Here is a 20,789-nt window from a genome sequence, read left to right on the forward strand (position 1 = left end):
GCATCTTGCCTGTGAAATCCTTGTGGCACAGGCATCTTGCCTGTGAAATCCTTGTGGCACAGGCATCTTGCCTGTGAAATCCTTGTGGCACAGGCATCTTGCCTGTGAAATCCTTGTGGCACAGGCATCTTGCCTGTGAAATCCTTGTGGCACAGGCATCTTGCCTGTGAAATCCTTGTGGCACAGGCATCTTGCCTGTGAAATCCTTGTGGCACAGGCATCTTGCCTGTGACTGAAGCTTGGGCGGGCAAGATGCCCACCCCACAAGAAATTCAGCAGAGGCTAAACTTCATACATTTGCCAGAAAAAAGGATATTCCTCTGGAGTCAGTGAAAGACCAGCTTTGACAGGATTTTGCCTAATATATTCCCAAAAAACCTGAAATTCTCGTTCATCTCTGACAATGTGGTCATGTCTCTCATCCTGCCAGACAGTACCAATATGCTTCATCACCTTGGGAATTTGTTTAGAACTGTAGCTTTTCATACTGTGCAGAATGCTGCTGAGCGACCAGAATTTATTATCCGACTTTGCTAAAGGCTGCATTAGCATATGCACATGATCAGGCATTACAACTAAGCAAAAGATTTTATACCTTTGCCTATCAAAAAACTGGCAAGCATTGAGGACAACTTTCCTCGCATCCGGAGTTAATTCCAGCTTTTCCCAAGTATTAAAAGTGATGAAATAGACCGCTCCTTCTAACTCCCAATGAGGTAAATTTCTGTAAGTAACTTTTAATTGAGCATCTCTGAGTTTAAGCGGCAGACTAGAAGCCTGTCCCACAAAAAACTGATATAGGCCTGTGGAGTGGGCATCCTTCCCGCCCAAATCCTGATTGCTTGCCTGACTAAAATTTTCGCGAATCATATCACTAAGTACAACCGCAACTTAGTATAAAATAGCCTAAAAAAAGCCAAATTTCAAGACCCTTACCGAGGTTTTTTGTAAAGTCTTTAAGTATTGTGGGGTGGGCCGAAGAGCCCGCCCCAAATATGCAAGTTAAATGGTCACAACTCCTCTCATATTCAAAATCTTCTCAGCAGCACTTTCAGATACCGGCATCACCGATAACCGATTGCCTTTCCTCACCACCAAAATCTCATCAGCGCTAAACTTTTGTTTCAGTTCATCCAAAGATATTAACTTAGCAAACTCCTCAACAAACTCAACTCTCACAGTTTGCCAGCGAGGAGCATCAAACGGCGATTTAGGATCGTAATATTCGCTATTCATATCGAACTGACTCGGATCAGCAATCCCAGCTTCCACGACGCGCACTAACCCCACGATTCCCGGTATTTTAGTATTAGAATGGTAAAAAAATACTAAATCTCCCCGACTCATTTCTCGCATAAAATTGCGAGCTTGATAGTTGCGAACGCCATCCCAAATGGAAGTGCGATCGTGCTTCAAATTCGCAATACTATAAACATCTGGTTCCGACTTCATCAGCCAATAATTCATACAATCAATTCGCTTGGGTTAGCCAAATATTCTTGAATATTATCTAAACACTGCTGCATAGCTTTTTGCATAAAAACCTGAACTAGCAACAACCCAAGCGGATAGAATACCGGAGAAGTCAGCATAAAATAAAACTCCCAATCAATCCGAGTTCCCTTTGCTGTAGCAGTGAAATTCCAATCTCCGCCACCAGACTCAATGAGTAGAGAAATCGGAAACTTAAACCCTCTAACCAGTCGGTAGCTTTGTCTTTCTGGCTTTTTGAAAGTAATGATTTCTTCCTCAATCACCGAAGTGTCGGAATTTTCTATCCGCCGCACGCCGCCTTCACGCATCTCTCCACCATCTGCCATCTCAGCTTTAATAATTGCTGGAATTGGGCCATATCCGCGAAAGACTTTGGGCAGATTTGACAGGGACGTAACAAAATCAAAAACTACTTGAGGCGATGCAGCAATTTCTACTACTGCGTTGGTTTTAACTAACATTTATCTCTCCCATGATCTAATTTGATAATGAACTGTGAGTTAAAAAGGCGTAATTTTAATTATAAAATATCCTTCCGCTTCTGCAACCACAGAGTCAACATCAAATAAACCAAAATATGCACGCACAAAATACCCCAGTTTAAACCCAAATTTTCCCAGGTTGGATCGTAAACAGGAGTAGGCTCAAACGGCTGGGGAAGCGTACTCCCATCCGGTAATATAGTAGGTGCGGGTACCATCCCATTCACATTAACTAAAGAGCCGTAAGCACCCACAGACCAGCGGCTTAACATCAGCCAAGAAAATGTGCTCGCCGCACCTTCCATCTTAAACAAAACTCCCGAAAAAATAATCTGAGGCAGCAATAATAGAGGCAAAGCGCTATTAGCTTGAGAGCTATTTTTAACAATCGCGGAAACGACTAATCCAAGGCTTATGCAGCTCATTAAAGTTAGGAAGGTGGTAATACTTGCTCCCACAGGCCAGGAAATAAAACTAGGTTCGGGGGATTTAAAAGCAATCAGAATAACTCCTACCATTAACAGTGTTTGCAATACTGCCAAACCAGAAAGTATAAAAATTTTTGAACCTAAATAAGCAAACAATCCTAAATTGACCAAACGTTCGCGCAGATAAATAGCAGATTCTTTGACAATTTCTTGCAGAGAAGTTGCCAGCCCTACCCAAATCGCCGCACAGGTAAATACAAATAAAACTCTGAGCGCCAAAGGTGCTAAAGTTGCCTCCGGCGCTCCAATTAACGGGTCTTTATCTCTGACGGCTAGCCGCAGCAAACTAATGCCGATCGGAGCCGTTAAAAGAGCTAAACTCAAGTTAACTAAGTCGCGGGAAACGAGTTGAAAATAGCGCTGCGCGAGCAAAACGAGTTGTTTTACAAAAGATTGAGATTTTGCTGCAGAAGGTGCAGAAGGTATTTTTGCATTAGCCTTGCCTGTGCTGAAGTGGTTGACAATATAGCGCTGATAGTAGGGAGATTTATTAAACTTTTCTGCCCAGCTTTGAACGTTGGTTTCTCCTGTTTCTAATTCGTTGTAAATGTCTGCAAAATCGCCAGTTTTGACATCGAAAAAATCGAGGGCTTCCCTAGGGGGGCCGAAGTAACAAAGGCGTCCGCCGCGACCCATAAACACAATACGATCGCACATCGTGATATTTGCCGTCGCGTGAGTCACCAGAATCACCGTCCGGCCTTGATTTGCCAACTTTCGCAGCAGTTGCATCATCTTCTTATCCAAACCCGGATCGAGTCCTGAAGTCGGTTCGTCTAAAAAGAAAAGTTTCGGGTCTGCTAACAGTTCGACTCCGATGCTGACCCGCTTTCGCTGTCCGCCGCTAAGCTGTTTTACCAAAGCCTTGCGACGGTGATTCATTTCAATATCTTCTAAAGTTTTTGCGACTACCTGCTTGACATCTGTATCGGGAGGTAAGCGCAATTTAGCTGCATAACTCAAGACTTCTTCTACGGTCAAATCTGCGTGTACAATATCATCTTGAGGCACGTAACCGATTTGATTGCGGTAAATATTGAAGTTTTGGCGCAGGTTGTCGCCGTTGAGAAACACAGCGCCGTTAGTAGTTTTTTCGATGCCTAAAAGCGTCCGCATTAAAGTAGATTTGCCAGCGCCGCTACCGCCGACTAAAGCCACAAACTGCCCGGGTTCGATCGCCAAAGTGATGTTATCCAAACGCTTCGGAATCACCAGACTGTCAGCATCCAAACGAATTTGATGGCCGGAGTCTTGCATCTGCAACTCACCGCTGCGGTAAGTTAGAGTAAACGGGCCGATCCGAATAGCATCTCCCTCGGACAATTGTACAGAATTTGTCACTCGCTGACCGTTAACAAAAACCCCGTTAACGCTGTAGTCTCGCAAAATATAATTACCGCGACTGTCTTGGTCGATTGTGGCGTGGCGTCTAGAAACAAGCGGCGCATCTAATTGCAGCGAAGCGTTTGGATCGCGACCCAACAAAACCGACCGATTCTTAAGAAGAATTGACTGCTTGCTAGGGACAGCAACCTGATTCGCCAGCGGATTAAAATAACTCAGCAAAACTTGATTTTGAGGATCGAGACCGATTTTAATTTCTGTGCCGTTTTTCAGACAATAACCGTCATTGGGAGTGATGCGAGTGCGATCGACAAATAAGCCATTAGTGCTCGACCGCTGGCCGTCACCGTCGTAAATCCAGTAATTATCCCCAATTTGGCGCAAAACAGCGTGAACGCCCGAAACTGCGCGCCAGGGTTCGGGAATGACTAAATCAGCACGAGTCCCATCGCGCCCCAATACGTGCTGCTGCTGTTTTAACTCTAACTGTAAAACCTCGCCTTGATTGCTTAATACTATATAAGGTCGATCGCTTAAAGCAGTCAGTTGTCCTATATTGCCTGTCATACTTCAATCGCGGTTTTTGCACTCACTTTTGTCAGCATATCAAAAGTAGGACAACAATACACTTATATTAAGCAAGTCTACTTAGCAACAACCGACAAACTACGAAGCCGATTAATTGCTGCAGCTAATTCAAACCGTCGAAACATGGCAAAATCCCCTTCAGGAAAAGGCGATAAAATATCCATGCCCTGCGCGTCAATATCTGCCATCACCAAATCTATGATTTCCGACAAAGTGCGTTTCCCGTCCATGTATTGCTGCTTAGCATAAACCATTGCCGCAGCGATCGCCCTTAACTGTCCGCTGTCCACAATTTGTTCAACAGCACCCAAATCAATCTCCTCAGTTCCAAAAGCCAATTCATCAACATCCCGCACCTTCACCCGCACATCTCGCCGTCCGCGACTCGGATCTAAACTAGCAGGAATCGGCACTCTTTGAGTAATCTCACCAAAATTTTCTCCCCCTTCAGCAGCACGGCTAATCGAGTAATTTTTAGCAATTTCTTTAGCTTCTTTCGTCACATTATATGCTTGAAAATTTTCCATTGCAATCACAGTATCCGCCACATCAAAATAATCGCCACTTCCGCCCATTACTAAAATAGTCGATACGCCATAATCTGCATACAACTGTTTAACTTTATCAATAAACGGCGTAATCGGTTCCTTATCCTTAGCGATGAGTTCCTGCATTCGGCGATCGCGAATCATAAAATTCGTCGCCGCCGTATCCTCATCCACCAATAAAACAGGCACTAAATCCTGTTCCTTTTTCCTTCTCTCCTGTTCCTCATTCCCTCTTCCTTCTTCCTTCTTCCGACTTCCATCGGACTGACATCCGTTAAATCCGTTACATAATCCGTTGCCGAACTTCCTTCTCCCCACTTCCAAAGCCTCAATAATATTAGCAGCTTGCGACGTGCTACCGCTCGCATTTTCTGTATAAAATTGTGCAGTATCTCTACCTTGTGGCAAGTGGTTAATAAAAGGCGAAATATTTACTCCCGCTACACTTCTGCCATCTTCTGCTCTAATTTTAACCCCGGCCGCACTTGTCACCACAAATTCCCGACCATCTCCCGGAATTCGGTTGTAAACTCCCAACTCAATCGCCTTGAGTAAAGTGGATTTGCCGTGATAACCGCCCCCAACAATCAAAGTAATACCAGCGGGAATACCCATACCGGAAATCCAACCGCGATTCGGACAATTAAACTCAACTTTTAACGACGGCGGCGATTGAAAAGCCACAGCATTATTTAACAAAGGGCGATGGTCAACACCGCTGCGGCGGGGTAAAATAGAACCGTCAGCAACAAACGCAACTAATCCGTTTTGAGCTAACTGCTGCCGCAGCCAGTCAGCATCTTCTACAGTTTCAACATGACGGCGACATTCAGCAGCATTTAAGTTAGCATACTTCAGAGAATTGCTGACAATTTGCGGAATATCTTCGCACAGCATTTCAGCAGCTTGTCGCCCTAAGATACTGCGCCCTCCCGCTGGAAGTCCGACGGCAAATCGCAGTTCAACTCCTCCTAAATCTCCGATATCGGATGTATTTGAGGAAAGGATAAATGCGGAAGTTCGTTCTAAAACTTCTTGTCCGAACCGAGTCACTGCAATCATACCGCTTTTGCCAGTGCCGCGTTTGCTGCTGATGCTGTGTGCTGCTTTGTCAAACTGGCGAGTTAGGTAATCTCGCAAGGCTATTTCTCGACTGCGAGAGTTAAAAAGTTCGCGGGGAATTTGAGCAATGTTGGGCGGAACTCTGACTCTAAATTTACTGGGAGATGCAAAGGGATCTCCCTGCACGTAATCAATAATTAATGTGAATTCAGAAAAGTCGTAATTACCTTGAATGTCTTTGTATGCTTTGTAGCCTCGATTGTCTAGTTGCAATAAATGCCGTTGCAGGCTTTCTTTGTTAGTCATTTGTTATTAATTATTAGTTATTAGTTATTAGTTATTAATTATTAGTTATTTAGCTGGTTCATAGGCTGTGCCTAGGAACCGATGTCCAGAGGCTCTGCCTCGCTTGCTTGGCGTGGGAAAATTGGAGGCAGAGCCTCCGGATATGCGTTACCAGGCAGAGCCTGGTAACGAGTAGATTACCGAATTTCCAATAATTTAGCCGTGGCATTAACAACAATTTGAGCAGAACCGGCGAAAAAAGCTCGATCGATAGTTGCTAATGTATCGCTAGATTGGTGATAGTGGGGCGATCGCAAATTTGCAGTATCCGTCACCAACACAGCACCAATTCCTTTATACCAGAAAGGCGCGTGGTCGCTGCGTAAAACATCGGGAGTCAGCAACCCTTTCAGGGGAACCGGTAGCGCCACCACGGGCGGCAAACCGGCTTTTCCAGACTCCGCAAAACTTTTCAATAGCAGCGGATGTTCCGCATCCCCAATCACAGCGATAAACTCGCCTTTGTCGGGAGATGTTACCCCCGATGCTTCTAGAAAAGGTTGCGCTGTCAATCCTTCGGGATATTGCTGGCATCCGGGCGTGCGGCAGGCATAACCTACCATATCCAGGACGATCGCTCCTTGCAAATTTTTTAACCGCGCCTCGCTACCGGTGAATGCTAAACTGCCTAAAAGTCCGATTTCTTCCCTGTCAAAAAATGCTACTTGCAGTGTCCGAGGCGTGGGGCGAGAACCCAGCAATCTTGCTACTTCTAAAACTACTGCAACTCCCGTCGCATTGTCGTCAGCGCCTGGGGAGTTTGGTACAGTATCGTAGTGTGCTGCGACTAAAATTGCACCGGCGTTTGAGTCAGTACCTTTTCTCTCAGCGAAGACATTAATTCCGCGATCGAACGGCTGGAACTCTTGGGAAATTCCTAATGTTTGCAGTTGTTTAGAAATGTAGTCTCTAGTAAAAGAGCGAGCTCGTTCTGCATCGCGTTCTCCTGCTAAAGTCTCGACGTGTTTCCACAACCGGGACTGGTCAATTTGGGGCAGATAAACTGCATTTTTTTCAGCAGGAAGCGGAAAGGGAGACGGGTTTTGGGAAGTGTGGATATTGCGATCGAGTCCAACTTCTGGTACAGCCGACAACCGCTGCCACGAGTGAGAACCCCAACCCGCCGCCGTCACCGCAACCACAATAAATAGCGCTATCCAAATCAATTGTTTCATTAGTAAGTCTATTGGAAATTTTAGACAGGGCTTACGCACTCCTCACTCCCATCTACCGGGTTTTTTAGCGGAAGCGATGGCTGCCACAAAGTCTTTTCGTAAAACCCGGTTCATGCGTCCAGAACTGTTATATTTTAGATTTTAGATTAACACCAGAGTTAAAAATAAACCTGTTTCAAAAAATGAAACTCAAAAATCTTAAAATTAGCTGCGCCAGAGGCAGTTTTGTACTTTTTATCTGAAAAAGCAGGTAAAAGCCTTGGGATGTTGCCGTCGAATCTGTCTTGCTTATTGGAGCATTCGACGGCGACATTCTAATCACTAATTTACATTCAAAATTAACAAAATAAAACTACTTTCTGTCCCACTCAATCTCCTTATTTTCCAATATCAACCCGCTGCTGCTGGGAACAGCGTAAGGAATAGTTGTGGCTGAAAATTTTACTATTTCAGTTGGTTGTTGAAACCACTCGGAATAACTGGGATTGAGTTGGTCGTACAGTGCTTTTAAAGCTTGGATTTCGGCCTCTAGCTGCGCTGCTGCTTGATTGATTCTGCGAGCTTGTGTTTGCAAGCGCTTTTCCCCGGTTTGAACTTTGTTTTCTAGTTCTTGCCAGTGCTGTCCTGCCGCCAATTTATCTATTTCAGCTTGTTTGTAGGACAGTAAAGCCTGTTTTTGTTGCAGTTGCTTTTCAGTAATTTTAGTCTCTCGGTCAATTTCCTGGATTTGCTGCAACCACTGCTCCCCAAAAGCAGCAGTTTGCTGGTGGAACTCGGCAATAGCTTCAGGAGTATTATTTTTGGGAAAACTGACTGCCACTCTGCACTCAGAGCGCTGTACGCCAAGTTTTTCCAGCGACTCTTGCAGGGCGGTAACTTCTGCTTGCAGCGCGCGGACTTCTTTTTGGAGTTCTGGGATGGTCTGACTCATGGGTTCAATTAGTGGACCTCTGCACCGATTTTAAGCTAATTGTTTATTTTTCTAACAAATCCCGATCGCCTCCTTGCGGGAATTATCTAATTTTAGCGCGCTCCCACCCGGTGTCTAGGCAGAATGGCGGATAATTTGTGGCACAATGGCTGATGACACATTTTAAATTAAATTAAGATTAAAATTATAATTAGTTATAAAGCTCAATTATTAGCTTGGTAAAATTTAATTTACAAATCCACATAAATTAATGGTGGCTGGGTTTTCCTATGGCCGAGAAAGTTCTGCTAAAGTTTTTTAGATTTATGGTTCCTCCAAAAAATATTTGGGAGTAGGAAATAGAGCAAATGAAAATAATTTTTCAATTAATGTTGGGATATTTCGCGGTTGCTATTTTTGGTGTGGAATGTGGCATTAATCCAAAAATATTACCGACAAGCCTAGGAGATGGGAACGGCAATCGCCCTGTAGAAGGGATTTTGATTGGCTATCAGAAACATAGCTATTTGCGATCGGCATCTCGCCCCCTTACTTCTGCAAGCGCCACATTATTTTTGGATAAATTATCCCAAATTGCACCAGTAAAAATACCTACTTACAATTATATACAATCTCAGGAAACTCCTAGAAAAGAACCTACTATTAGGTTAACAATAATCGGTTATTCTCTGGTTTGTATTTGTTTAGTAATCTCATTATCGATCAGGGGGAAGACAGTAAATAGCTTATCCAAGACGATGGGGTTAATCAAGCCGAAGTCTGAAACAGAGAATGACAAGCTACCAAAAGGAGAAAAAGTGTTGTATCCAAAAAAAGAACAGGATATCTGGCATACTATTGCCCAAATGACCCAAGATTTGCAGCAAACTGCCGAATATGCCCTCGATATTTGCGAGGAAATGAACGTCTCGATAATTGCGACTACCCCTGGCGGTCATATCCTGTCGTTAAACCAAGCTACCTGTCAACTTTTGGGATACTCTAAAAAAGAGTTGTTAGGCAAACCAATAGCCGGACTTTTTAAGAAAAGTGAATCACCTGCACAGGAGTTAGAGTTAGCAAGTTTAACAGCCGAAGGATCAGTCCACAACGTGGAAAAACTCTACCTTTCCAAACATGGAAAAAAAATAATTGTACTGCTTTCTATTTCAACTATTCGCGACGGCAAAGGCAAGGTCAGCGGCAAGTTATATATAGCACAAGATATTACTGATAGCAAGCGGGCTGAAAGAAATTTGCGGCGCAGTGAAAAAAAGTTTCGCCAACTGATAGAAACGGTTAATGCTGCTGCATTTATCTATAACCGCAGACAGTTGCGCTATGTCAATGCTCAGACAGAAGCTCTGACAGGATATACTCGTGAAGAATTGCTAGCGTTGGATTTATACGATTTAATTCATCCAGATTTTCGAGAAATAGTTAAAAAATGGGGTAAATCCAGCCATGCGCGCTCAACGGCAGGCTCAAAATATGAATTAATAATACTCACGAAAACTGGAAAAATGCGCTGGATTGAAGCAACGGTAGATATTATAAAATTTGAAAAAAAAGCCTCAATATTAATCACAGCGTTTGACATCAGCGATCGCAAATTAGCAGAGTTAGAACTAGAAACATCTCTTTCGTTGCTTCAAGCAACCATTGAATCTACTGCTGACGGTATTCTGGCGGTTGACAGTGGAGGAAAAGTTGTCAGCTTTAACCGTAAATTTGCCGAAATGTGGCAGTTGCGGGATTTGCAGGTGGATTCGAGAGATAACAACCCAATTTTGGGGTTTGGAATCAACCAGTTAAAATACCCGGAAATATTTCTCAACCGTGCTAAAGAATTGTCCGATCGCCCTGCAGCAGAAAGTTACGATCTCATCGAGTTGACAGATGGCAGAATCTTCGAGCGCTACTCGTTGCCCCAGCGCACGGGAGGCAAAATTACTGGTCGAGTATTCAGCTTTCGGGATGTAACGGAACGGGTGCAATCCGAAGAAAAACTACGCAAAAGCGAAGAACGCTTTCACCTGCTGACGCGGGCGACAAATGATGCCGTATGGGATTTTGATTTGTTAAAAAATGAGTATTGGTTGAGCGCAGAGTTTGAAAAAGTTTTTGGATACAAACTCAACGAAACTCAGACGATAGAATTAGAATCTTGGTGGCTAAATATTCATCCCGAAGAACGGGAAAGAGTGATGTCAAGCTTCTACGAAACAATGAGCTCAGACGCTCAATGTTGGTCGGAGGAATACAGCTTTCACCGCGCAGACGGGGGATATGTTTTTGTGCTCGATCGCGGCTATATCATCCGCAATGAAACTGGCAAAGCAGTAAGGGCGATCGGCACGATCATGGATATCACTCAGCGCAAGCAAGCTGAAGAAATTATTCGGTATCAAGCTGTTTATGACCAACTCACCGGTTTACCGAACCGGATACTTTTTAACGAGAGGCTGCTGGCGTCCTTAAAACAAGCTAAAAAAACCCAAAAGATGCTAGCTGTGATGTTTTTAGACTTGGACAGGTTCAAAAAGATTAATGATACACTAGGTCACGCTGCGGGCGATCGCCTGTTAGAAGGTTTTGCCGGACGCATCAGCGACACTTTGCGATCGACTGACACGGTTGCCCGCTGGGGAGGCGACGAATTTACCATACTGCTTCCCGACATCAATTGCTTAGAAGATGCAGTTAAAACAGCTCAAAGAATACTCAACAATTTAAAGCCACCATTTAAACTAGAAGGACAACCGTTTCATGTTAGCAGCAGCATCGGCATTGCCCTTTATCCCGATGATGGTGAAGATGCCGAAACTTTAGTCAAAAATGCCGATGCTGCCTTGTACTACGCTAAAGAAATGGGAAGAAATAACTATCAGTTATATACTTCCACAATTAATCCCCACGGCAGCCATTTACTAACTATAGAGCACAGACTGCACGAGGCTTTAGAACAGGGAGAATTTGAGGTTTTCTACCAGCCAAAAGTCAATATTACTACTTGGGAAATTCAGGGTATGGAAGCCCTGCTACGCTGGCAACATCCACAATTAGGTTTAGTTACTCCCGCGACATTTATTCCGATCGCCGAAGAGAACGGACTCATTGTACCTATTGGGGAATGGGTGCTGCAAACAGCCTGCACTCAAAATAAAGCTTGGCAGGATACTTTGCAGCCTGATTTGCGGGTAGCAGTCAACGTTTCGGCTCGGCAGTTCCAGCAATTTAATTTATTAGAAATGGTAGCGAAATGCTTGGAAAAAAGCGGTTTAGCACCCAAGTATTTAGAGTTAGAAATTACCGAGACTACAGCCATGCAAGATGTGGATTATACCACAAAAGTTCTCAGGGAGTTGCAGAATATGGGCGTGCAAATTGCGCTGGACGATTTCGGCACGGGTTATTGTTCTCTAAATTATCTCAAAAAGTTTCCCTTGAATATCTTAAAAATAGACAGGTCGTTTGTCAGCGGATTGACGACTGATCCGTGCGAACTGGCGATCGCCAAGGCTGTAGCGACCTTGGGGCGAGATTTGAACTTGAGCGTGGTAGCCGAAGGAGTAGAAACTAAAGAGCAGTTGGAGTGTTTGCGATCGCTCCACTGTCAAGAAATTCAGGGTCACTATTTCAGCCCTGCACTATCAGCCAATGATGCTAGGAAGCTATTGGTAAATTCTCAGTTGCAAAAAGTAAAAATTGCTTAATTAGTCATTAGTCATTAGTCATTAGTTATTAGTCATTAGTCATTAGTTATTAGTCATCAGTCAATTGTAGGGTGGGTGAGGCGCGGTTCAAGATTTATCTATTGGTGACAATAGTTAATCGGCGCGCCTCACCCACCAACAGGGATCAGGTGCTTCGTGCGCCCCCGAAAGTTATAGTTCTTGACCGCGAATCTTAGTCTCCCGACTTATTTTCCTGCGCTGCACCCCCAACATCATCACTGCTAGAGCGCTTCGGCGGGCCTAAGTTGTCGGGCAATTCGTTAAGATTCTTGCCCAAAGCGTGACACAGCGCTTTAACTTGAGGAATTGTCAGCTCAGGCACATCAAGCCCTCGCTCCCAATTGCTAATAGCCTGTCGAGTTAAAGTTTTTGCTCCTGTTTTATCGGGGATTTGCTTTGCTAAAGCAGCTTGGGGTAAACCAGCAGCTTCCCGCAAAATGTGCAGTGCTGGTATGTCTTTCGGGTCTTGAGCTTGTTTCTTTCTAGGCATCCGACTGGTTTTCCGGCGCGAGGCCATCCTCAACATCATCACTGCTAAAACGCTTCGGCGGGCCCAAGTCGTCGGGCAACTGATCGATTGAAATGCCTAGCGCTCTGCACAGTGCCTTTATCTGAGGAACTGTTAGCTCTGGCTCATCTTTGCCCGTTTCCCAGTTACTGATAGCTTTTTGGCTTAAAGTCTTTTTTCTGGTTTTGTCGGGGATTTGCCTTGCTAGCGCAGATTGAGTTAGCCCAGCAGCCTCCCTCAGTATTTGCAGTGCTGGCATCTTTTCTGGATCTTGAGTTTGCTTCTTTCTAGACATACGATCGCACAAGTTAGAAGCATACTTCTTGACAGCCGAGCCATTAAGAAGTATGCTTCTAAATAGGCACAACAAAAGGCGGCAGGGCGGGCCTGACATTGGGTGTTTAGCTTGCTAAAACCGCCTTAACAATAGTGTCTCCCATTAGTGCAAGTGTTTTGACATGAAACACCTGCACACCCCTTAACCTGCTGGGGTTTGGACTTGCAGAACCAAGCCCCTTTCTCTCACAAGCCTTAAATCAGGAGTGAAAATCCAATGAAATCAGCGGCACAAAATCAGGTACTGCATCAGCTCAAGCTCATGGAAACCAACTTGCGCGAAATTCAGTGCAAGCTAGTTAAAACCTCCGTTTTAAACTTGTGGCAAATAGTTTTGCCCGATGGAAAGAGAATTTTGCTGGAACACGCGGGCGGCGGACACTGGATTTTTCGGTCTAACGGTATTGAGAAATCTCATCCAGAAGTGCGAAAAGCTGTTTTGCGGGCGATCGGCATTTGCTCGGCCCACCGCAGTTAAGGTAACAGCCGATCGCCCCCCGCAGCTTAAAACTTAAAATAGTGTGCAGAATAACGGACTTGTACCTAAAGACAGAGGAAAATATCGCTACCCCAACATAAATGCTTTGTCTATGCAGCCAATTCGCACATTTAACGTTTCCCCCTCGCTACCGACAATTCTCGAACCCCTACGCAAGCTTGCCTACAACTTGCACTGGGACTGGAACGTCGATACCAAAGACCTCTTCCGCCGCCTCGATCGAGACCTCTGGGACTCCAGCAACCAAAACCCGGTGCTGATGCTCGGAACCATATCTCAAGAGCGACTGCAAGAAATGGCAGAAGACGAAGGCTTCATTGCCCAAATGAACCGAGCAGCCCAGCAGTTAGACGATTATCTCAAAAACCGCGCCTGGTATCGCAAACAGCGCGGCACCGAGCAACAAGAATGCTACGCTTACTTTTCGATGGAATTCGGCTTAGTTAAAGCCCTACCCATCTATTCAGGCGGTTTGGGCGTGCTCGCAGGCGACCACCTCAAATCAGCTAGTGATTTGGGCTTGCCCTTAGTCGGTGTCGGCCTACTCTACCAAGAAGGTTATTTTTCGCAGTATCTCAACGCCGACGGCTGGCAGCAAGAACGCTATCCGCTCAACGATTTCTACAATATGCCGCTGCACCCAGAACGCAATCCCGACGGTTCGGAATTGCGGATTGAGGTGGACTATCCCGGCCGCAAGGTGTATGCCCGGATTTGGCGAGTACAAGTGGGAACGGTTCCTTTGTACCTGATGGATACAAATATTGAACCTAACAGCCGCTATGACCAAGATATTACCGACCAACTGTATGGCGGTGATAAAACTCTGCGGATGCACCAAGAAATCATGCTGGGCATCGGCGGCGTGAAAATGCTCAAAGCATTGGGGCTGACAGTTACGGCTTATCACATGAATGAAGGCCACGCAGCTTTCATGGCTTTGGAACGCATTCGGATGCTGATGGAGGAATATCACCTGAGTTTCGTAGAAGCGGAACAGGTGGTGGTTTCGAGCAGTATGTTTACGACTCACACGCCGGTGCCTGCTGGGTTTGACTTGTTCGAGCCGGATATGGTGATGCACTATCTAGGTCAGTATCCCAAGATGTTTGGCTTGTCGCAAGATCAGTTTTTAGGATTGGGCAGGGAGAATACTGGCGATTTGTCCGCACCTCTGAATATGGCAATTTTGGCAATTAAAATGTCGAGTTTTGTCAACGGGGTGGCGGCTTTGCACGGCGTGGTGTCGCGCCCGATGTTTCAGGGTTTGTGGCCGGGTTTGCCACAGGAAGAAGTACCGATTACTTCGATTACCAACGGGGTGCACGCTCGCAGTTGTGTGGCGAAGTCTACTCAGGAGTTGTACGATCGATACCTCGGCCCGGATTGGGAAATGACTCGCAAGGACGATCGACTCTGGGATCGGATGTCGTCGATTCCTGATGAGGAACTGTGGCGCAATCACGAACGCTGTCGATCGGAGTTGGTGGTGTTCGCGCGGGAGTGGCTGCAAAAGACTTTGCGCGAGCGCGGTGCGGCCCAAACGGAAATCGAACACGCGCGGGAGGCTCTCGATCCGAAGGTGCTGACGATCGGGTTTGCCCGCCGCTTTGCTACTTACAAGCGGGCGACGCTGTTTTTGCGCGATGTCGATCGAATTATGCGGATCATGCGGGACAAAAACCGCCCGGTGCAGTTTGTGATTGCTGGGAAGGCTCACCCGATGGATATTCCAGGTAAGGAATTGATTCGGGATATCGTTCACTTCATCCGCGAACACGACACGATGAGTTCGATGGTGTTTTTACCGAACTACGACATTAACGTCGCTCGGATGATGGTATCGGGCTGCGATGTGTGGTTGAATACGCCGCGCCGCCCCCGTGAGGCTTCGGGTACTTCGGGGATGAAAGCTTCGATGAATGGTTTGCCGAATCTCAGCATCCTCGACGGATGGTGGGATGAGGCTGATTATGTTCGCACCGGTTGGCCGATCGGACATGGCGAGTTTTACGAAGATACTAAGTATCAGGATGAGGTAGAGGCTAATGCTTTGTACGACTTGATGGAGAAGGAAGTTGTACCGCTGTTTTATAACCGGGATGCTGATGGCATTCCCCGCGGTTGGACGGAGAAAATGAAGGATTCAATTCGCTTGAACTGTCCTTTCTTCAATACTGCTCGGATGGTGAAGGATTACGCGCGGCGGGCATATTTCCCCGTGAGCGATCGCTACCACACCATGACTTCGGATAATTGCGCTCCCGCCAAGGAGTTGTCTCACTGGAAGAAGCACGTTCTCGCGAAGTGGCACGATATTAAGATTGAGGCTGTTGATATTTCCCAGGATAAGGAAGTTAAGGTCAATCAGTCGATCGCTGTTAAATCTCGGATTAATCTGATGGGATTGACCCCTGCGGACGTGCAAGTCGAACTTTATCAAGGTTCGGTTGATGCTAACGGAAATATCATCGGCGGCGTACCCGTAGTGATGGAGTATTTGGGAGAAGATTCTCACAATGCTAGCCTTTATACGGCTGACATTACTTATACTTCTAGCGGTTTGCAAGGCTTGTCGTTGCGCGTTTTGCCGAAGCACGATAATCTCAGCAGTCCTTATGAAGCTGGCGTGATTCTCTGGGCACATTAGTCAGTAGTCAGTAGTCAGTAGTCAGTAGTCAGGAGAATAAAGGAATATTTTCCTAATTCTCCCTCTCTCCGACTCTCCCACTCTCCTTATCGAACTTGGGGAATGACTATTTAGCCGATTGTGCGATCGCCCAATACCACATTCCGCCTATTCCCCAGTACCAGCAGTGATATCATGTCCGATCGAGTTACCGCGATTAAAAGCGATTAAAAGGGCGGGTTTTTGAGATTGTCAATTATTGGCAAATATTTTTCGTGAACCCGCCCCTACCGTATTAGGGGTAATCGACCGGACATAATATGAGCGCGTATATAAGCGTATAGCAAGGCATCTCGCTGTTCTTTTAAGGCTTTGAGGGTGGCAACACGGGTGGGGCTTTCGGGGAGGTTTGAACCACCGATGAACGCTGATTCTTATGCGGAATATTTGCGAAATTCAGACTGGGTTCGAGGATTGATAAATATCTACAATATACTGGCAGAATTTCATCAATTAGAGTTGACATTCTGCCAGTTTTCCTTATTTTTGGTGTTGCTGAATACAGGTATAAATTCAAGATTTCGGAATTTTTATAAGCCCAGTATGGTGAGTTTTGTAACATCAAGTGAAAAGTTGATTAATACCGTGAATCAGCAAGGCCCAGAATCTATATCCATCCATAGGAAAGCCGCCGAACAAAATAGTGGTTGCACAATAGTCACACTTTTTCATACTGCGATTTCATAAAATTGAAGGGAACCTTGAGACACCTCTATAGCGCTTCTCAAAAAAGTGAGGTATGCGCTATGCCCTATGCGCTATGCCCTATGCCCTATGCCCTATGCCCATGAGTACCTCATCTTTCTGAGAAAGGCTATAGTTTAGCTTATTTACCAACACCCGCTGGCTGCTGACGGTTTCGCACTTCCAGAAAAATCAACAAAGCATTAACATCAGCGGGATTTACCCCACCAATTCTGGCCGCTTGGCCAATCGTCAGCGGTTTCACCTTAGCCAACTTTTCCCGCGATTCTTTCGAGAGAGTTGTAATTGCCATGTAATCCAAATCTGCAGGCAATTGTCGGCGTTCATGTCTGACAATTTCATCAATTTGATTTTGCTGTTTTTGCAGATAGCCCGAATATTTGATATCAATTTCCGCACCATCTTTCTCAGCCAACTTCAGACTAGAATTGCCTAAATTGTACCGTTCCAAATCGACATAATGAAAACCCGGACGACGCAACAAATCAGCCAGAGTAATCGAACCTTTAATCGCTTGTTGAGTATCAGCCAAAATTGCCTTGCCAATCTCCTCGTGTTCTTTCACCCGCGTCGAGTACAAGCGTTCCTTCTCTGCCACAATATTAGCTTTTTTCCGCTCAAATAACTCCCAGCGGCGATCGTCAATCAAACCAATTTCCCGTCCCAGCGGCGTCAAGCGTTGGTCAGCATTGTCCGATCGCAATAATAGCCGATATTCCGATCGCGAAGTCAACATTCGGTAAGGTTCCCGCAAATCCTTCGTACACAAATCATCTATCAGAGTCCCGATATAACTTTGCTCGCGAGGAAACACAATCATCTCCTGATTTTTCGCAAACCTGGCCGCATTAATCCCCGCCACGAGCCCCTGTGCAGCAGCCTCCTCATATCCAGTTGTACCGTTCACTTGACCCGCGCAAAACAGCCCTTCGATCTTCTTAGTCATCAGCGTTGGAAAGCACTGAGTTGCCGGCAAATAATCATACTCCACCGCATAAGCAGGGCGCATCATCTCGCACTTTTCCAAACCCGGAAGAGTCCGCAGCATTTGCAACTGCAAATTTTCCGGTAAACCAGTAGAAAATCCTTGGATATAAAGTTCAGGAATATCTCTACCTTCCGGTTCAATAAAAATCTGGTGACTTTCCTTATCCGCAAACCGCACAATCTTATCTTCAATACTCGGACAATAGCGCGGCCCCTTCGCATCAACCCAGCCGCCGTAGACTGGAGAAAGGTGCAAATTGTCTCTAATTAACTGGTGAGTTTCCGGCGTAGTTCGAGTTAAATAACAAGGCATCTGTTCCCGTTCGATCCAAACTTCTGGATCGAAACTAAACCAGCGAACCTCTGCATCTCCCGGCTGCGGTTCCAGGTTAGTGTAATCGAGAGTACGTTTGTCAACTCTTGCCGGAGTTCCTGTCTTCAATCTGCCTGTTTCAAAGCCCAAACGATTGAGAGTTTCCGTCAAGCCAACGGCGGCAAACTCTCCCGCACGTCCGGCGGGCATCGACTTATTGCCCACCCAAATCGTGCCACCTAAAAAAGTACCTGTAGTCAGAATTACTGCTTTGCATTCAAAAGCGACGCCGAAGTATGTTTCAACTCCGATTACTTCTTCGTTTTTGCCCAAAACTAAGTCTGTTACCATCGCTTCGCGGATGGTCAAATTCTCTTGATTTTCGACAATATTATTCATTACAGCGGCGTATTCCCGCTTGTCTGTCTGTGCTCGCAGGGCCCACACTGCGGGGCCTCGTGAAGAGTTGAGGATGCGCTTTTGTAGATAAGTGCGATCGGCCATTTTGCCAATTTCCCCGCCTAACGCATCAACTTCGTTAGTAAGTTGGGTTTTAGCCGGGCCGCCGACAGCCGGATTGCAAGGTTGCCACGCAATTTTGTCGAGGTTGAGGGTGAGGAGAAGGGTGCGACAGCCGAGGCGAGAAGTGGCGAGGGCGGCTTCGCAGCCGGAGTGTCCGCCACCTACTACGATGATGTCGAAACTGTCTTGGAATTGTACGGATGTTTGTGCAGTCATTCGATTTTAGATTTTAGATTTTAGATTTTAGATTGAAGGATTAATTCCCTCTTGAGTCGGGGAAGTAATTAATCCGGGAGCTTGTTTATTGGATACCATTATATAGTATAATTCAAAATCACTCGTCAAATACAGACATAAGCAGCAGTTACGCCTGCCGTTTAAAGGAAATAACGAAAATGAAAATGGAAAATCAACTATTTTACGGTGACAATCTTGATGTCTTACGCAGACACATCAAGGATGACTCAATCGATTTGTGCTATATTGACCCGCCTTTTAACTCAAAACGCAACTACAACCAAATCTATAATAACATTGGCAAGGAAGACCAAGCCCAAGCACAAGCTTTTATTGACACTTGGACTTGGGACGATTATGCAAATCAGGGTTTAGCTGAAATCTTGGAAAATTACCAAGGAAAATTTACATCACAAAGTATTGATTTAATCGCTGGTTTAACCAAGGTCTTAAGCAAAGGCAGTTTATTGGCATATTTAATCCATATTACCTTACGAGTAGTCGAAATTCATAGAGTCTTAAAACCTACTGGTAGCTTTTATCTGCATTGCGTTCCTACAGCAAGCCATTATTTAAAATTAATTTTAGATACCATTTTTTGTTCCCAGGGTGGTGATTTCAGGAACGAGATAATTTGGTGTTATCGAGGCGGCGGTTCTCCTAAAAAAGACTTTGGGAGAAGGCATGATGTCATATTAAGATATTCAAAAACTAATGAATATGAGTTCAATAAAAATGCAATTAGAATACCATATCAAGCTGAAGGAATTGGTAGAAAAGATGATGCAATGTGGGGCAAGCATAAAGGAACTAATAAAGTATATAAGCCTCATCCTTTGGGCAAAATCCCTGAAGATTGGTGGCTGATGAATATCTTAAATGCTAACGATCCAGAACGTCTTGGCTATCCTACACAAAAACCAGAAGAATTATTAGAACGAATTATCAAAGTCAGTAGCAATGAAGGCGATGTAGTTTTAGATGCTTACTGCGGTTGTGGTACTACTGTCGCTGTATCTCAACGCCTCAACCGTCAATGGATAGGAATTGACATTACTTATCAAAGTATTAGTTTAATTCTCAAACGCCTTGAGGATTCTTTTGGGAAAGGTGTACTTGAGCAACTTAAGTTAAATGGCATTCCTAAAGATCTGGAAGCAGCAGTTGCCCTGGCCAACAAAAAAGACGATCGCACTCGCAAAGAATTTGAAAAATGGGCAGTGCTTACCTATACTAATAATAGGGCAATTATTAACGCCAAGAAAGGTGCCGACAAGGGAATAGATGGCATTGCTTACTTTCAAGGTGACAAAGATGAACCAGAAAAGATTATCGTGCAAGTCAAGTCAGGGAAGGTTCAATCAGGAGACATTCGCGATTTGCAAGGGACAATTACCCTGGAACAAGCAGCCCTGGGTATTTTTATCAGTTTAAAAGAGCCAACTAAGGACATGATTAAAACTGCCAAATCAGCAGGAATATATCAAAGCAGATATATGAATCAAAGTTCAGATAAAATACAAATTGTTACTATTAAGGAAATGTTAGAACAGAAAAAACGGCTAGATGTTCGCTTGAGTTTGGAAGTTGTGAAATCAGCCGAAAAACAAATGGAAGTTAAAGGGAAGCAGTTAGAACTAGATATTTAGAAAAGAGTGATCGAGGTAAATAAGTGCGATCGCCTCCCCCAAGCTTCCCAAGAAAAATGCCATAATTGAGGTATATTAACCGAGATTAAGATGATGCGATCGACTGCAAACGACCAAAGAGGCAAAATTACCGCAACCCTAACCGTTACGAACCGCTTAAAATCGATGTAC

General features: G+C 45.0%; 15 protein-coding genes. 4 read left to right on the plus strand and 11 right to left on the minus strand.

The genetic code is table 11. The features are described from left to right. From QUB35_RS01705 to QUB35_RS01740, 8 genes are all read right to left on the minus strand, one after another. On the minus strand, positions 1-221 hold a 221-nt coding region (locus tag QUB35_RS01705), incomplete at its 3' end, for a hypothetical protein (RefSeq protein ID WP_333138768.1). A gap of 61 nt (positions 222-282) precedes the next feature. Continuing rightward, positions 283-870: an REP-associated tyrosine transposase gene (locus QUB35_RS01710; protein ID WP_333138770.1), complete on the minus strand. Its 588-nt coding sequence runs from the start codon at positions 868-870 to the stop codon at positions 283-285. Between the two features lie 132 nt (positions 871-1,002). Then, the gene (locus tag QUB35_RS01715; RefSeq protein WP_333138772.1) at positions 1,003-1,467 is read right to left on the minus strand and encodes an EVE domain-containing protein; all 465 of its coding nucleotides are present in this window, start codon (positions 1,465-1,467) and stop codon (positions 1,003-1,005) included. Further along, on the minus strand, positions 1,464-1,955 hold the full coding sequence (locus tag QUB35_RS01720; protein WP_333138774.1) for an SRPBCC family protein: 492 nt from the start codon (positions 1,953-1,955) through the stop codon (positions 1,464-1,466). The genes QUB35_RS01715 and QUB35_RS01720 overlap by 4 nt, the downstream gene beginning before the upstream one ends. Positions 1,956-2,014: 59 nt before the next feature. Next, positions 2,015-4,375 carry an FHA domain-containing protein gene (locus QUB35_RS01725; RefSeq protein WP_333138776.1) on the minus strand — a complete coding sequence of 787 codons (2,361 nt, stop codon included), beginning with the start codon at positions 4,373-4,375 and terminating at the stop codon, positions 2,015-2,017. Positions 4,376-4,452: 77 nt separating this feature from the next. Continuing rightward, on the minus strand, positions 4,453-6,312 hold the full coding sequence (locus tag QUB35_RS01730; protein WP_333138778.1) for an ABC-ATPase domain-containing protein: 1,860 nt from the start codon (positions 6,310-6,312) through the stop codon (positions 4,453-4,455). A 176-nt stretch (positions 6,313-6,488) separates the two neighbouring features. Then, positions 6,489-7,526: a M20/M25/M40 family metallo-hydrolase gene (locus QUB35_RS01735; protein WP_333138780.1), complete on the minus strand. Its 1,038-nt coding sequence runs from the start codon at positions 7,524-7,526 to the stop codon at positions 6,489-6,491. Between the two features lie 352 nt (positions 7,527-7,878). After that, complete coding sequence (locus QUB35_RS01740; RefSeq protein WP_333138782.1) at positions 7,879-8,457, minus strand: hypothetical protein; 579 nt, start codon at positions 8,455-8,457, stop codon at positions 7,879-7,881. 347 nt (positions 8,458-8,804) lie between these two features. On the opposite strand from QUB35_RS01740, the gene QUB35_RS01745 reads away from it, so the two are divergent. Further along, positions 8,805-12,152 (plus strand): EAL domain-containing protein, encoded by a 3,348-nt coding sequence (locus QUB35_RS01745; protein ID WP_333138784.1) that lies wholly within the window; start codon positions 8,805-8,807, stop codon positions 12,150-12,152. Positions 12,153-12,345: 193 nt separating this feature from the next. Here QUB35_RS01745 and QUB35_RS01750 read toward each other — a convergent pair whose 3' ends face one another. Next, positions 12,346-12,663: a helix-turn-helix transcriptional regulator gene (locus tag QUB35_RS01750; RefSeq protein WP_333138786.1), complete on the minus strand. Its 318-nt coding sequence runs from the start codon at positions 12,661-12,663 to the stop codon at positions 12,346-12,348. Beyond that, complete coding sequence (locus tag QUB35_RS01755) at positions 12,656-12,976, minus strand: helix-turn-helix transcriptional regulator (RefSeq protein WP_333138788.1); 321 nt, start codon at positions 12,974-12,976, stop codon at positions 12,656-12,658. The genes QUB35_RS01750 and QUB35_RS01755 overlap by 8 nt, the downstream gene beginning before the upstream one ends. 258 nt (positions 12,977-13,234) lie before the next feature. Between QUB35_RS01755 and QUB35_RS01760 the strand changes: the two genes are divergently transcribed. Both QUB35_RS01760 and glgP read left to right on the plus strand, forming a co-directional pair. Next, positions 13,235-13,495 carry a hypothetical protein gene (locus QUB35_RS01760; protein WP_333138790.1) on the plus strand — a complete coding sequence of 87 codons (261 nt, stop codon included), beginning with the start codon at positions 13,235-13,237 and terminating at the stop codon, positions 13,493-13,495. A gap of 112 nt (positions 13,496-13,607) precedes the next feature. Continuing rightward, positions 13,608-16,166 carry an alpha-glucan family phosphorylase gene (glgP, locus tag QUB35_RS01765; RefSeq protein WP_333138880.1) on the plus strand — a complete coding sequence of 853 codons (2,559 nt, stop codon included), beginning with the start codon at positions 13,608-13,610 and terminating at the stop codon, positions 16,164-16,166. 865 nt (positions 16,167-17,031) lie between these two features. Here the strand turns inward: glgP and mnmG are convergent. Continuing rightward, positions 17,032-18,948, minus strand: a complete 1,917-nt coding sequence (gene mnmG / locus QUB35_RS01770) for a tRNA uridine-5-carboxymethylaminomethyl(34) synthesis enzyme MnmG (protein ID WP_333138793.1) — start codon at positions 18,946-18,948, stop codon at positions 17,032-17,034. Positions 18,949-19,127: 179 nt separating this feature from the next. Between mnmG and QUB35_RS01775 the strand changes: the two genes are divergently transcribed. Continuing rightward, on the plus strand, positions 19,128-20,618 hold the full coding sequence (locus tag QUB35_RS01775; protein WP_333138795.1) for a DNA methyltransferase: 1,491 nt from the start codon (positions 19,128-19,130) through the stop codon (positions 20,616-20,618). Positions 20,619-20,789 lie beyond the last annotated feature (171 nt).

The sequence above is a fragment of the Microcoleus sp. B13-B6 genome, assembly GCF_036705405.1.
GTDB lineage: Bacteria > Cyanobacteriota > Cyanobacteriia > Cyanobacteriales > Microcoleaceae > Microcoleus.

Coding starts and splice junctions, on each gene's coding strand:
- QUB35_RS01710 (WP_333138770.1), bottom strand. CDS start 870: ATGATTCGCGAAAATTTTAGTCAGGCAAGCAATCAGGATTTGGGCGGG.
- QUB35_RS01715 (WP_333138772.1), bottom strand. CDS start 1,467: ATGAATTATTGGCTGATGAAGTCGGAACCAGATGTTTATAGTATTGCG.
- QUB35_RS01720 (WP_333138774.1), bottom strand. CDS start 1,955: ATGTTAGTTAAAACCAACGCAGTAGTAGAAATTGCTGCATCGCCTCAA.
- QUB35_RS01725 (WP_333138776.1), bottom strand. CDS start 4,375: ATGACAGGCAATATAGGACAACTGACTGCTTTAAGCGATCGACCTTAT.
- QUB35_RS01730 (WP_333138778.1), bottom strand. CDS start 6,312: ATGACTAACAAAGAAAGCCTGCAACGGCATTTATTGCAACTAGACAAT.
- QUB35_RS01735 (WP_333138780.1), bottom strand. CDS start 7,526: ATGAAACAATTGATTTGGATAGCGCTATTTATTGTGGTTGCGGTGACG.
- QUB35_RS01740 (WP_333138782.1), bottom strand. CDS start 8,457: ATGAGTCAGACCATCCCAGAACTCCAAAAAGAAGTCCGCGCGCTGCAA.
- QUB35_RS01745 (WP_333138784.1), top strand. CDS start 8,805: ATGAAAATAATTTTTCAATTAATGTTGGGATATTTCGCGGTTGCTATT.
- QUB35_RS01750 (WP_333138786.1), bottom strand. CDS start 12,663: ATGCCTAGAAAGAAACAAGCTCAAGACCCGAAAGACATACCAGCACTG.
- QUB35_RS01755 (WP_333138788.1), bottom strand. CDS start 12,976: ATGTCTAGAAAGAAGCAAACTCAAGATCCAGAAAAGATGCCAGCACTG.
- QUB35_RS01760 (WP_333138790.1), top strand. CDS start 13,235: ATGAAATCAGCGGCACAAAATCAGGTACTGCATCAGCTCAAGCTCATG.
- glgP (WP_333138880.1), top strand. CDS start 13,608: ATGCAGCCAATTCGCACATTTAACGTTTCCCCCTCGCTACCGACAATT.
- mnmG (WP_333138793.1), bottom strand. CDS start 18,948: ATGACTGCACAAACATCCGTACAATTCCAAGACAGTTTCGACATCATC.
- QUB35_RS01775 (WP_333138795.1), top strand. CDS start 19,128: ATGAAAATGGAAAATCAACTATTTTACGGTGACAATCTTGATGTCTTA.